The sequence below is a fragment of the Prevotella sp. E9-3 genome (assembly GCF_022024015.1).
Taxonomy (GTDB): domain Bacteria; phylum Bacteroidota; class Bacteroidia; order Bacteroidales; family Bacteroidaceae; genus Prevotella.
Map to the genome: position 1 here is coordinate 131,285 of NZ_CP091786.1, position 12,422 is coordinate 143,706.

10 protein-coding genes and 3 pseudogenes are annotated in these 12,422 nt (G+C 46.8%); 12 read left to right on the top strand and 1 reads right to left on the bottom strand.

Translation table 11 applies throughout. From position 1 onward, the window contains the following. Positions 1-68: 68 nt before the first annotated feature. Positions 69-2,525, top strand: coding sequence for a DUF6055 domain-containing protein (locus L6475_RS00440; protein ID WP_237821432.1), 2,457 nt, complete (start codon positions 69-71; stop codon positions 2,523-2,525). Positions 2,526-2,544: 19 nt separating this feature from the next. Then, positions 2,545-3,849, top strand: a complete 1,305-nt coding sequence (locus L6475_RS00445) for a DUF2264 domain-containing protein (protein ID WP_237821435.1) — start codon at positions 2,545-2,547, stop codon at positions 3,847-3,849. A 112-nt stretch (positions 3,850-3,961) separates the two neighbouring features. On the opposite strand, the gene L6475_RS00450 is transcribed toward L6475_RS00445, so the two are convergent. Beyond that, positions 3,962-4,135: a hypothetical protein gene (locus L6475_RS00450; protein ID WP_237821437.1), complete on the bottom strand. Its 174-nt coding sequence runs from the start codon at positions 4,133-4,135 to the stop codon at positions 3,962-3,964. Positions 4,136-4,202: 67 nt separating this feature from the next. On the opposite strand from L6475_RS00450, the gene L6475_RS00455 reads away from it, so the two are divergent. From L6475_RS00455 to L6475_RS00500, 10 genes and pseudogenes are all read left to right on the top strand, one after another. After that, complete coding sequence (locus L6475_RS00455) at positions 4,203-4,412, top strand: helix-turn-helix transcriptional regulator (protein WP_237821439.1); 210 nt, start codon at positions 4,203-4,205, stop codon at positions 4,410-4,412. 38 nt (positions 4,413-4,450) lie between these two features. Next, positions 4,451-5,515 carry a YhcG family protein gene (locus L6475_RS00460; protein ID WP_237821441.1) on the top strand — a complete coding sequence of 355 codons (1,065 nt, stop codon included), beginning with the start codon at positions 4,451-4,453 and terminating at the stop codon, positions 5,513-5,515. Positions 5,516-5,520: 5 nt separating this feature from the next. Next, on the top strand, positions 5,521-6,513 hold the full coding sequence (locus L6475_RS00465) for a Fic family protein (protein ID WP_237821443.1): 993 nt from the start codon (positions 5,521-5,523) through the stop codon (positions 6,511-6,513). 575 nt (positions 6,514-7,088) lie between these two features. Beyond that, positions 7,089-7,403: a hypothetical protein gene (locus L6475_RS00470; RefSeq protein WP_237821445.1), complete on the top strand. Its 315-nt coding sequence runs from the start codon at positions 7,089-7,091 to the stop codon at positions 7,401-7,403. A 283-nt stretch (positions 7,404-7,686) separates the two neighbouring features. Then, the gene (locus tag L6475_RS00475) at positions 7,687-8,397 is read left to right on the top strand and encodes a UpxY family transcription antiterminator (protein ID WP_237821447.1); all 711 of its coding nucleotides are present in this window, start codon (positions 7,687-7,689) and stop codon (positions 8,395-8,397) included. Then, positions 8,387-8,899, top strand: a pseudogene (locus L6475_RS00480) (DegT/DnrJ/EryC1/StrS family aminotransferase); the annotation flags it as partial. The gene L6475_RS00475 and the pseudogene L6475_RS00480, both read left to right, overlap by 11 nt. Then, positions 8,894-9,301: pseudogene (locus L6475_RS14485) on the top strand (endonuclease domain-containing protein); the annotation flags it as partial. The pseudogenes L6475_RS00480 and L6475_RS14485, both read left to right, overlap by 6 nt. 54 nt (positions 9,302-9,355) lie before the next feature. Beyond that, positions 9,356-9,970, top strand: a pseudogene (locus L6475_RS00490) (DegT/DnrJ/EryC1/StrS family aminotransferase); the annotation flags it as partial. Positions 9,971-9,991: 21 nt separating this feature from the next. Next, positions 9,992-11,434: an MBOAT family protein gene (locus L6475_RS00495; protein ID WP_237821449.1), complete on the top strand. Its 1,443-nt coding sequence runs from the start codon at positions 9,992-9,994 to the stop codon at positions 11,432-11,434. A gap of 123 nt (positions 11,435-11,557) precedes the next feature. Next, positions 11,558-12,349 carry a hypothetical protein gene (locus L6475_RS00500; protein ID WP_237821451.1) on the top strand — a complete coding sequence of 264 codons (792 nt, stop codon included), beginning with the start codon at positions 11,558-11,560 and terminating at the stop codon, positions 12,347-12,349. Positions 12,350-12,422 lie beyond the last annotated feature (73 nt).

The window sequence follows — 12,422 nt, forward strand, 5'->3', positions numbered from 1 at the left end:
TTTTCCCGAATCTTTTGATAAAAGGTGAAGTTTAGACCTTTACTATAGACAATTTATTTTTTATGACTTTGAATAGTTTTTTTAAGTTATGCCTTGTCATTTGCCTGCCCCTTTTGGCTGGTGGACAAGGTATGGCTGTGAATCGGGCTTCAGTAGAAAATCCTGAAGACCGTACCAGTCTTATTCAGAATCCATCATTCGAAACCAATGGTACCACAGGTTGGACGGTTAATAATATGTCCACGCAGAACAACTCCGTGTTTTCTCAGAAAAGAGGCGTGTACTATCTGGAGTCGTGGGTCAGTATGGGGCAGAAACTCGGTTCGGCCTCCGTTACACAGACGTTGAAGGACCTGCCACAAGGCAATTATATTCTCAAGGCTCATGCCCTGCATATTCAGCAGTCTGCCAGTGGCAGTACGGCCAATAAAGGAACTGCCCAGACGGGTGTTGTGCTTTTTGCCGGCACTTCCGAGACCGTGGTCACGGCCATGAAACAGTATGAGGTGGCTTTCTCGGTAATCGGCGAAAAGAGCGATGTTGAGATAGGCTTGAAGGCCGAAGGGGCTACGGGCAACTATTTGTGCGTGGACAATTTCATCCTTCAGTATGTGGGCGAACTGACCACTGACAGCTATGTGGAGACGATATGCCAGCTGATGACTCAGGCACAGGGCCTGTTGGACAAGGGCGTGCAGAATACCGTTGCCCAGCAACTGCAGACCGCCATTGCCGCGGGGCGTGAAGCCACGCTGACGCAGGAGGGCACTCCGCTTACTGAATATGATGCCGACAAGCTCACCGCTGCCTATCAGCAACTCGTTGCTGCCGTTGAGGCCGGTCTGTCGTCGCGTGCTCTCTACGATGCCCTTCAGTTGCGTATCGACTATGCCCAAAAGGTAGTGGGCTGGTGGCAGAACACAGAACGAAAGGCTACGGCCGTGGCCAATCTGACCGAAGCCATCAGTGTGGCCACTCAGGCTGTCACCGACTATTCGCTGGCCGATACCGATTTGAAAGGGGCTGTTACAGCCTTGAACAGTAAGATATCGGCTGTCGATAAGAAAATCTACTGCAGTGGCAATGCCTGTGGCAGTGATGCCGACTTGAAGAAAACCACCAGTCAGTGGTGCTACGAACGCAGTCTGCAGTCAAAGCATTGGATTCTTTTCTGGGAAGCAGGCTATGGCATGACGGCCCCGTCGGTGGTGCCTGGCATTCTTGAGACTGCCGATAAAATCTTTGAGTTCTACGCCGACAGTCTGAAGTATATCACCATCAATCAGGGTAAGTCAAAGACTGATACCTACAAGATGATTATCCGCCTGCGCCACACCACCGACTGGGAGGCCAGCGGTAGTGGTATCGACAATATGATTGGATTGCTGACGCTCTCGAACGGCGCCCATACCTCGCGCTCAGGACAGACCGTGGCCCACGAGATAGGTCACTGTTTCCAGTATCAGACTCACTGCGACAACAACAATAACAACGGATGGATGTACAACTGGGGGCAGTCCACGCTGAACGTGTTCTGGGAGATGTGTGCACAGTGGCAGGCCTATAAGTTCTATCCCGACATGCAATTCAACAACGAGTGGTTCACCAATACCATCAACGGTCTGCACCGCCATCCGTTGTGCGTGGATCTGCGCTACAACAACTTCTTCATTCAGGACTATATGTGCCACAAGCATGGCATGGACTTCTTAGGCCGTATGTGGAACGAGTCAAAGAGTCCGGAAGACCCGCTGCAGGCTTATATGCGACTCACCATGAGCGGACTGTCATCCAAAAAACTCAGTCAGTTGGGTGATGAGATGTGGGAGTATGGTGCCCGCATGACCACATTCGACATGGATCCTATCCGTGATCGTGGAAAGAGCTCTATCAACAAGCGCAATCAGACTGCTCTGGTGAATGCCGGAGACGGATTCTGGAGTCCGACGGCAGCCAACTGCATAGAGAACTTTGGTAATAACGCTATCCGACTGAATGCTCCTTCTACCGAAAAGACTATCTATGCCGAACTGGTGGGACAGGCAGGAAAGGCCGGCTATACCTCACACAACAAGACAAAGGCCGGTTGGCGTGTAGGTTTTGTGGCCCTTCAGAAAGATGGTACTCGCTTGTATAGTGAGGTGGGAACGGCCACCTATAAGGACTCGGTGACGATTGTATCGTTCGACTGTCCGGCCAAATGCTCTTATGTGTGGCTTGTGGTGAGCGGAGCTCCCACCAGTTATTGGACACGCGACTGGCTGAGCTGGGATAAAGAGGGTGTCGCCGAACAGTGGCCCTACCGTGTGAAACTCTATCAGACCAATGTCTATGGCAAGGCCAACAACAACACCCTGCCCAGTGGTATCGACGATATCCGCATTCTGAATGGTGAAAAGCCTTGCGCAGATACAAACGTCTATGACTTGCAGGGACGTAAGGTCAGCTCTTCACTCACAGATGGCTGTTCAAGTCTGAAGAGTGGCGTTTACATCGTTGGTGGAAAGAAAGTACTAATGAAATAATAAAACTTAGTTAATTAACATGAGAAAAACGATTTTTAGCGCGATTATGTTGCTGGCTGTGCTGGTGGCAATGCCTGTCGATGCAAAGAAAAAACAGGCTAAACAAGCACAGAGCGAGCGTGAGTATTGGGTGGAACAGGCCTGGAAAATGGCGCAGCCCGTGTTGGAGAATATGGCAAAGGGCGAACTGCAGAAGAACATGCAGACAGAGTTCTCACCCTCGTTTGACAACCGCAACCGTAAGGTGGTATATATGGAGACCTTCGGCCGACTGATGGCCGGTATTGCTCCTTGGCTGGCTCTGCCCGACACCCTGCCGCTGAATGCCACAGAGGCAGACAAGAAAGAACTGGAACAGCGCCGCCAGCTGCGTGAATGGGCTTTGGCTTCTTACAAGCATTCGGTGGATCCCGACTCGCCCGACTATCTGGTATGGGGCGCATCAGGTCAGAACCTGGTGGATGCCGCCTATATCGCCGAGTCGTTCATCCGTGCCTATGACGCCCTGTGGGTGCCACTCGACAAGGTGACCAAGGAACGCTATATCAAGGAGTTCAAGATGCTGCGTAAGTATGAGCCGCCTTACACCAATTGGTTCCTCTTCTCTTCAACTATCGAGAGTTTCATTGCCAAGGCTGCCGGACTGAAGGAGTATGATGATTTCCGCGTGATGATGCCTATCCGCAAAACCGAGGAATGGTATGTGGGCGACGGATGGTATGCCGACGGACCGGTGTTCGCTTTCGACTATTACACCAGTTATGTATTCCATGCCATGTATCTGGAAACACTGAAGAATATGATTGATGCCAAGCAGAGCGGCACCCGCCTGGAGTACCAGAAATACTACAACCGCGCCATGAAGCGTGCACAGAAGTTTGCCATCATCCTCGAGCGCTTCATCTCGCCCGAAGGCACCTTCCCCGTCATTGGTCGTTCAACGCCTTACCGTATGGCAGCCCTTCAGCCACTGGCCCTGCTGGCCTGGTATCAGAAACTTCCGCAAGACCTTTCCAACGGACAGGTTCGCGCAGCGCTCACACAGGTGATGCACCGTATGTACGACCATCAGAACAACTACAACGAGAGTGGATTCCTCACCATCGGCTTCTGCGGTCATCAGCCCGAAACGGCCGACTGGTACACCAACAACGGTTCGCTCTATATGACCTCCCTCTCGCTGATGCCTCTCGGTCTGCCTGCCGACCACGATTTCTGGACCTGTAAGGCTGAGCCTTGGACCCAGGTGAAGGCATGGAACGGACAGCCCTTCCCGAAAGACCATCGCTGGGCCGACGACATCGTGACCAAGGATAAGTGGTAAGAAGCGATGTGCTAAAAAAGCTAGGCGTTCTGGGAGTTTAATCCAGAACGCCTAGCTTTTTTAATTTCTGCGTGGTAATATTTTTAATTGTTAAACTTACTTGATACAGTGATTATGACTCAGAGGTTACCTTACCTCCACGGGGAATACTATCTTTTACTCGAACTTTTACTCGAATACCACCATTTACTTCCTCCAACTCTTCCTTTGTCAGAGTGCGTTCGTCCTTTTCATTCTTTTGTGTCAATTGAACTAAAAGGCAAAGAAAATTGCCGAATTTTGTCATATTTTTGTTTCTTCTTGCACATTTTATATGAAAAATTAGTATTTTTGCTACATTAAAATTTCGTATAATGGCAAATAAAGATCTCAACAGATTGAAAGTGGTGCTTGTTGAACAGCACAAAACAGCAAAATGGTTAGCAGAGCAAATGGAAAAAGACCCTGCGACAATTAGTAAGTGGTGTACCAACAAAGCACAGCCTTCATTAGAGACAATCAAAAAGATTGCAGAAATCCTACAGGTTAAAATGAGCGACCTTGTAAGCAATGAACAACTCTAAACACGAAGTAAATCATGGCAAATGAGATAAAACCAATAATGTCAACCGATATTTCAGCAAAGGATGCAGCAGTTGGAAATTTGATGACTGACCTCCGCCAAATCATTGACGAAGCGCGAATTCATGTGGCATCTACAGCCAACTATGAGCTAACCATGATGTACTGGCATATTGGCGAGCGAATTAACCGCGACGTGCTCGGAAATGAACGGGCTACATACGGAAAACAAATTATCGCAACAGTGTCACGACAATTACAGACATGGTATGGCAGTAAGGGTTTTGAGGAGAGAACAATCAGGAGAATGGTGCAATTTGCGCAAGAATTCCCTGATTGGCAAATAGTGTCACCGCTGGTGTCAAAATTGTCTTGGACTCATTTCCTGACTATTATGACACTGAAAGACCCACTTCAACGAGAGTTTTATCTCACAATGGCAGCAAACGAGAGGTGGAGTAAACGTACACTTCAATCAAAGATTGATGGAATGCTATACGAACGTACAGCATTGTCTTCAAAGCCTGAGGACGTTGTAAAACAGGAACTAGCCAATGTCAGAGATAATAAAGTTGTTTCTCCTGATGTGGTATTCAGAAGTCCCTATTTCCTTGAATTTACCGGATTAAAAGGCTTGTATAGCGAGAAGGACTTGGAAGATAGTCTTGTCGCACATCTGGAACAGTTCATTCTTGAACTTGGAAATGGATTCTGCTTTGCAGAGCGTCAAAAGCGAATGATTATTGATGGAGAGGACTTCTATCTTGACCTGCTATTCTATCACCGCAAACTACATCGCCTTATTGCCATTGATTTGAAACTCGGTCGTTTCAAAGCTCAATACAAAGGTCAGATGGAGCTCTATCTACGTTGGCTTGAGCAGAATGAAATGGAGCCAGGGGAAGAAACACCACTTGGTCTTTTACTCTGTACCGAAGGTAGTGAGGAACAGATTGAACTTCTCCAACTCGACAAATCGGGAATAAAGGTCGCTCAGTATATGACAGAATTGCCTCCGCGTGACATTCTCGTTCAACAGATACAAAAGTCCCTTGAAGTTGCAAAAGCTAAATGGGGAAATGAAAGAAAGGAGGATGAGGTATGAGTGAAATGGCAGATAAGTTTAAGAAGGCTGACGAGAACAACCGTTTGCTGTCAGCATACAGACCTTTACCGCCCGAAACACTAAAATCGTTAAGAGAGTACTACCGCGTAGGGCTCACTTATACGAGTAATGCCCTTGAAGGCAATAGCCTGACAGAGTCAGAAACCAAAGTAGTCATTGAGGACGGATTGACGATTGAGGGTAAGCCCCTGCGCGACCATTACGAGGCAGTAGGTCATGCCAAGGCCTACGACTATATCTACCAGATTACCGAAAAGGAAGGTCTTGAAGAAGAGGACATTCTGGCTCTTCATCGCCTGTTCTATCAGCAGATAGATGCCGAAAAGGCAGGAAAATATCGTGAAGTAAAGGTTTATATCAGCGGCAGCCGTTATGCGGTATCGGCAGTATCTAAGATTCCTGCTGAGATGCAGAAACTTGTTAAATGGTACAATGACAACGAGAAGAAGTTGCACCCAATAGAGTTGGCGGCTACGTTGCATCAGCGTTTTGTCTTCATTCATCCCTTTGTGGATGGCAACGGGCGTGTGGCGCGTCTGCTGATGAATTTCGCTTTGTTGCGCAACGGCTTTACCATTGCCATTATTCCTGCTGTTCTGCGTCATGAATACATCTATTCGTTAGAGGCAGCCCATACTCGTCCAGAGGTCTTTGTTGACTTTATTGCCGACCGTGTGATAGCCACCCAACTTGACCTGATCAGGCTGATGCGGGAAGACGATGATACTGTAAATGATACTGTAAATGATACTGTAAAAGCAGTCGCGCCCCAGCTTTCAAAGACCGAACAGACCGTCTTGAATGCGATAAGTACGTACCCCAATTATTCTTATGAGAAGCTTGCCACATACTGCCAGCTTTCTCGTCCTACTATCGCCCGTACCATCAAAGCCCTCCAAAGCCGCGAGTTCATCCGACGCATAGGCTCTGATAAAACTGGTCATTGGGAAGTTATCGGAAAGGGGGATGAGGTATAAGTGAGATCATGAAAGAATGGAATAACTTAACTTTCGCAAGCTCCGCTTGCCTTGAAGAATAAAGGGAGACTTCGTAACATGCGAAACTTGAATGAAGAAATAATAATTCTCTTAGGAAGTAAAACAATAAGAATTGCATTCTAATTCTTTTCAAGCATAATTCTATTGGTTTTCATGCTCAATAGAATTATAGCTAAAATTCAAAAAATTATAGCTATAATTTTCGCAATTATAGCTATAATTTTTTTTACGTGTTTATCTGTTGCTTCTTAACAGACAGCAAAGAAGTTAGCAATATTCATTATTTTGGCACGCACCTTTTTGTTTGCTCCGCCCCCGAATCATATATAGTTTTCCTTACTTGCTATCTCAGTAGTACTTTCACGCTCTTCTGACCAATCTTTACGATGGCGATGGAACCAGGCTTCATCGATATGTCACTCCTAGACTTCATTTTTTAACTCCATTTTGCCCCAATAATGAATAATTTTTTATGTTTTGGGGCAAAAATATGTCGAACAATGGAGTATTCTCAGTAATTGTTTGTATTTGCCAGCAAATAAAAGATCATCAATATGGAACAGAAGCTTATTGCGAGAGACCAAGAGTGCTCTATGCTACGGGACTGCATGGAGTCAGACCGTTCGGAATTTGTTATCGTTTATGGAAGAAGGCGCGTGGGAAAGACCTTCCTCATAGATCAGTATTTCAAGATGAATTATGATTTCAGTTTCGTGGGCTCGCATCGTTCCACGCAAAGGGTTCAACTACGTAACTTTGGGAAAGCCATGAAACAGTATGCAGGTTTAAAGACTGTACCAAAGTATGCCGACTGGTTTGTCACTTTTGACAACTATTTGCGCAAAAAAAATGAACAAATATTTTATTAAAATCGACGGAAATTGAAAGTTTTTTGCTTTCGTTTGACTTTTTTTGCTACCTTTGTAAAGATTTTCCGCATTCTCTGTTGGATGACTGTCGTTTTAAGCGACTATTTGAAAACAAAACAGCTCACGCCGTGCTGAGAGAGGCGAAGTCTTCGGACGGAGTCGAACGAGGCGGGCTGCATCGGAAAAGCCGCAAGGCGATTCCGCCAGAGGTGGGAAGCGGGGAATGGCATCGAACCGATGAACGAGCGATAGCTCAGCCGATGAAATGCAAAAAAGGTCCGATATGAGCACATTGTCTAATGTGGAAACTGGACGAGGCCAGGCCAATCCTCCGAGTGTCAGGGTTCTTCGAAGTATCGAAGCGACCGAAGGTCGATTAGCCCCTGATACCATCCCCGAAGCTAGAAGCGCACAAACCGGGGTGTCGGTAAAATATGTACCTACACCTGACAAGAGTTGGTATGTGTTCCGCGCCTCTTACGGCAGAGAAGATAGGGCATCGGACTATATCGTAGAAGACGGCACATTTGTATATATCGCCAAGCGCTATGTTCGCAAGACGGTAAACGGTAAACAAAAGAAGGTTTTGGAGACTTTAATCCCGAACCTTCTTTTCGTATATTCCACTGAAGAAAAGGCTGAGGAGTATGTTAAGAACACACCAGCCCTGTCCTTTCTCACCTATTACTACAATCATTTTGAGTTGGACAAAGACCAGAAGAATCCTCCATTGACTGTTTCCCGTAAGGAAATGGAGAACTTCATCATTGCCACCTGCAACCAGAGTGAGCATCTGAAGTTTGTCACCGAATCGCAGTGCCATTTCAAGGGCGGCGAGACGGTGATGGTCATCGACGGCATGTTCAAGGGAGTCGAGGGAAGGGTCGCCCGGGTATCAGGACAACAGCGGGTGGTCCTTTCTTTGTCAAACGTCGGACTCATTTCTACGGCTTATATACCAACCGCCTTTCTGAGAATGAAGAATGAAAAGTGAAAAATTTACTACCGCAACAGGTAATTTAACTGTTACATCACCGTTGCTGCCCGACCTCGAAGAGTTTCACGGACTGCTGAAGGAGATTTGGGCGAGCAAGTGGGTAACGAACATGGGACAGTTCCACCGTCAGTTGGAACGTGCCCTTGCCGAGTATCTGAAAGTGCCCTACATCAGCTTGTTCACCAACGGAACCCTGCCGCTCCTGACGGCCCTGCAGGCACTACGTATCAAGGGCGAGGTGATTACCACACCCTACAGCTTTGTTGCCACCACCCATGCCATCTGGTGGAACGGCTGTACGCCGGTGTTTGTGGACATCGAGGAAGACACCTGCGGCATCGACCCAGACAAAATTGAAGCCGCCATTACGCCTCGGACCACAGCCATCATGCCTGTGCATTGCTATGGCCATCCGGTGAAGATGAAGCGCATACAAGAGATTGCTGACCATTACGGTTTGAAAGTCATCTATGATGCTGCCCATGCCTTTGGGGTGGAATGCCTCACCCCCGACCCCTCCCCCGTAGGGAGGGGAGAAAGTCTCGGGAGTGGCGCTTACCGAGAAACAGCCGCAGAGGCGGATTATCCATTCTTGAAGGAGCGTGCTCGGGAGATGCGCAAGAAACCAACGCAAGCCGAGGAGGTCTTATGGCAAGCACTGAGAAATGAAGGTATAGGCTATAAATTTCGCAGACAGCATCCTTTTGGAGAGTACATCGCTGATTTTATCTGTTTTGAGACATCTGTCGTTATCGAAGTCGATGGCGGTTATCATCAGACTCCCGAACAAAGTAATTCGGATAAGCTACGCGATATCTTTTTCAGGAAAAAAGGATTTGATGTATTACGTATCTCCAATGACGAAGTCCTCTTTAATTTCGACCAAACTATTTCGCGTATCAAAGACTATCTAAAGGACTTCCCCCTACAAGGGGGACAGAGGGGGGCTTGGACCTCTGTTCTTTTGGCGGGCGATATGAGTACCCTTTCATTTCATGCCACCAAAGTGTATAACACGCTGGAGGGAGGTGCCTTGATAGTACATGATGAGGAAACCAAGAAGCACATTGACCACCTGAAGAACTTCGGGTTTGCAGGAGAGACAGAGGTGGTCGCACCCGGCATCAACAGCAAGGTGGACGAGGTGCGCTGTGCATACGGATTGCTGAATCTGAAGCAGGTGGATCATGCCATCGCCCATCGGCAGATGGTGGCACAGCGGTACCGTGAGGCACTTCGAGACGTTCCTGGCATCCGTTTCTTTGACGACATGCCGGGTGTCAGACACAACTACAGTTATTTCCCTGTTTTTGTCAATGCCGCGGATTATGGCATGACGCGCGATGAACTCTATTTCAAGTTGCAAGAACAGGGCATCTTTGGCAGAAGATACTTCTATCCGCTCATCAGCACTTTCAATACTTATCGCAGTCTGCCGTCCGCAGTCCCTGCGAATCTGCCTGTAGCCACGAAGGTTGCAAACGAAGTAATTTGCCTGCCCATGCACCACGCGCTGAGTGAGGATGATATTGAAAGAGTTGTGAGTGTAGTGAAAAATCCCAAAAAGTAAAAGACAATAAAGAAACGCATTATGCTTTTCAATTCTCTTGAGTTTCTTATTTTCCTGCTTATAGTATTCCTGCTCTATTGGTTCGTTTTTTGTGGACGACGATGGCAAAACCTATTGGTAGTCGTTGCGAGCTACGTATTTTATGGTTGGTGGGACTGGCGTTTCCTACTGCTGATAGCCTTGACTTCGCTTTGTAGCTATGGAAGTGGCAGGTTTTTGGAACACTATGAGGGTCAACGACGGAAACAACAGTTGATAAGCGCACTAAATATCGTGCTGAACCTCGGCATTCTCGGCGTTTTCAAGTACTACAACTTTTTCGTTGAGAACCTGGATGCGCTATTCGGAACTATAGGATGGCATTTAGACTGGGGGACGATGAACATCATTCTGCCCGTCGGCATCAGTTTCTATACCTTTCAAGCACTTAGTTATACGATTGATGTCTATAAGAAAAAGTTGCCGGCTACCCATGACATAGTAGAGTTCTTTGCTTATATCAGTTTCTTCCCGCAGTTGGTGGCAGGACCTATTGAACGGGCAACGAATCTGCTGCCCCAGTTTCAGCGGCAACGCCACTTCGACTATGCCAAGGCCGTGGATGGCATGAGGCAGATGCTTTGGGGATTCCTGAAGAAAATGGTTGTTGCCGATAATTGCGCAACAGTAGTCAACGACTTTTATCCGCAATATTCAGAACTTCCAGGAATAACGCTTCTCCTTCTTGGCATTCTGTTTACAATTCAGGTCTACTGCGACTTTTCTGGCTATTCGGACATAGCCATCGGTTGTGCGCGGTTGTTCGGCTTCAATCTGATGCGCAACTTCAACATCCCCTTCTTCTCGCGAAGCGTGCCTGAGTTCTGGCGACATTGGCATATTTCGCTGACCACCTGGTTTCGTGACTACGTTTTCTTCCCTCTCGGTGGCAGCCGGTGCAGCCGATGGAAAACCGTCCGTAACGTATATATCGTCTGGGGCATCAGCGGCCTGTGGCATGGCGCCAACTGGACCTTTGTCTGCTGGGGACTTATCCATGCCACTCTGCTTGTTATCTACACACTGTTAGGCATCAATACCAAATATAAGAATACAGTGGCATACGACCGCTATCTGCCAAGCATCAAAGAAACATTGCAAATGGTATTGACATTCCTCCTTTTTGCCATGAGCATGATCGTCTTCCGTGCCGAAAACATGGGGCAGGCAGTTGACTATCTGACGGTCATGGTAACCAATAAGTTTTTTGATGCGACAATGCTTCAGGGGAAACAACCTTTGTGCTTCGCCCTGTTGCTTCTTAGCGTAGAATGGCTGCAAAGAGACAAACTACACGCATTGCAGTTCACGGACATAAAGCCTTTCAAATACAGATTTGTCCGTTGGAGTGTATATTACGTCATTCTATTGGTCATATTCAAATACGCCGGTTCAAGCCAAACATTTGTATATTTTCAATTCTGAATAGCGATGAAAAAATTCCTCACATATTGCGCTATTTTTTGCTTGCCTGTCCTGATTTGTGCTTTTCTCGCAGAGTATCTGACAAGACAAGTCCCCAATCCATACAAATACAAATATGAGTGGATGCAAAAACATGCAGAAGACGTTGAAATTCTGGTCTTGGGCAGCTCACAAACATTTTATGGCGTTCGACCAGAATTGTTTGAAGGCAAAGTGTTTAATCTAGCCAATGTCAGTCAAGGAAACAAGCAGAACCTCTTCTTGCTGAAATATTGGGCTGACAGATATAAACAGTTAAAAACTGTCATCATCCCCATATCTCTATATACTTGGTTTACGCCTGGATTGGAACAAGGTGTAGAATCGTATCGTTGCAGATATTATAGAATTTACATGGATTGTGACCTGTATTCCAATTGGTCGCTCAACAATCTGGAATTGTCTGATAGGCGGACGGCATTAGGGAAATTGGAAAAATACTTTTCTGGCGACAGTTCTCTTGGCTGTGACAAGTATGGATGGGGCAACATATACAAACTGTCGGAGAAGAATATGGGGAAATGGGATGATGAGACTGAAGTTGAGACTGCCGTCAAAATGAACACAGCCGGAAACTGGGATTATATAGAGCCGAACTACAACCTACTGAAAGAGATAGCAGAATTCTGCCAAAGCTGGAACATCGAACTGATTCTTGTTACCCCTCCCTGCTGGACTTCATATAATAAAAAATGTGATAGCAAACAACTAGCAAAAATGTATGAGCTGACACACAAATTCCAACAGGAATACCATCTGACATATCTGGATTACCTGAAAGACCCGCGCTTTGACGCTGATGACTTCTATGACTGCAACCATTTGTCGGATGTTGGAGCCATCAAGTTTACAAAGATACTTATTGGGGATATATAAAACACTGGGCATCACCGACTATGTGAACCCCATAGGGGGAACAGAATTCTACGACAAAGAGGACTGGGCGTAG

Excerpts from the sequence above, each read along its gene's own strand:
- L6475_RS00450 (WP_237821437.1), bottom strand. The coding sequence starts at position 4,135 with ATGACAAAATTCGGCAATTTTCTTTGCCTTTTAGTTCAATTGACACAA.
- L6475_RS00495 (WP_237821449.1), top strand. The coding sequence starts at position 9,992 with ATGCTTTTCAATTCTCTTGAGTTTCTTATTTTCCTGCTTATAGTATTC.
- L6475_RS00500 (WP_237821451.1), top strand. The coding sequence starts at position 11,558 with ATGCAAAAACATGCAGAAGACGTTGAAATTCTGGTCTTGGGCAGCTCA.
- L6475_RS00465 (WP_237821443.1), top strand. The coding sequence starts at position 5,521 with ATGGCAGATAAGTTTAAGAAGGCTGACGAGAACAACCGTTTGCTGTCA.
- L6475_RS00445 (WP_237821435.1), top strand. The coding sequence starts at position 2,545 with ATGAGAAAAACGATTTTTAGCGCGATTATGTTGCTGGCTGTGCTGGTG.
- L6475_RS00460 (WP_237821441.1), top strand. The coding sequence starts at position 4,451 with ATGTCAACCGATATTTCAGCAAAGGATGCAGCAGTTGGAAATTTGATG.
- L6475_RS00470 (WP_237821445.1), top strand. The coding sequence starts at position 7,089 with ATGGAACAGAAGCTTATTGCGAGAGACCAAGAGTGCTCTATGCTACGG.
- L6475_RS00475 (WP_237821447.1), top strand. The coding sequence starts at position 7,687 with ATGAGCACATTGTCTAATGTGGAAACTGGACGAGGCCAGGCCAATCCT.
- L6475_RS00455 (WP_237821439.1), top strand. The coding sequence starts at position 4,203 with ATGGCAAATAAAGATCTCAACAGATTGAAAGTGGTGCTTGTTGAACAG.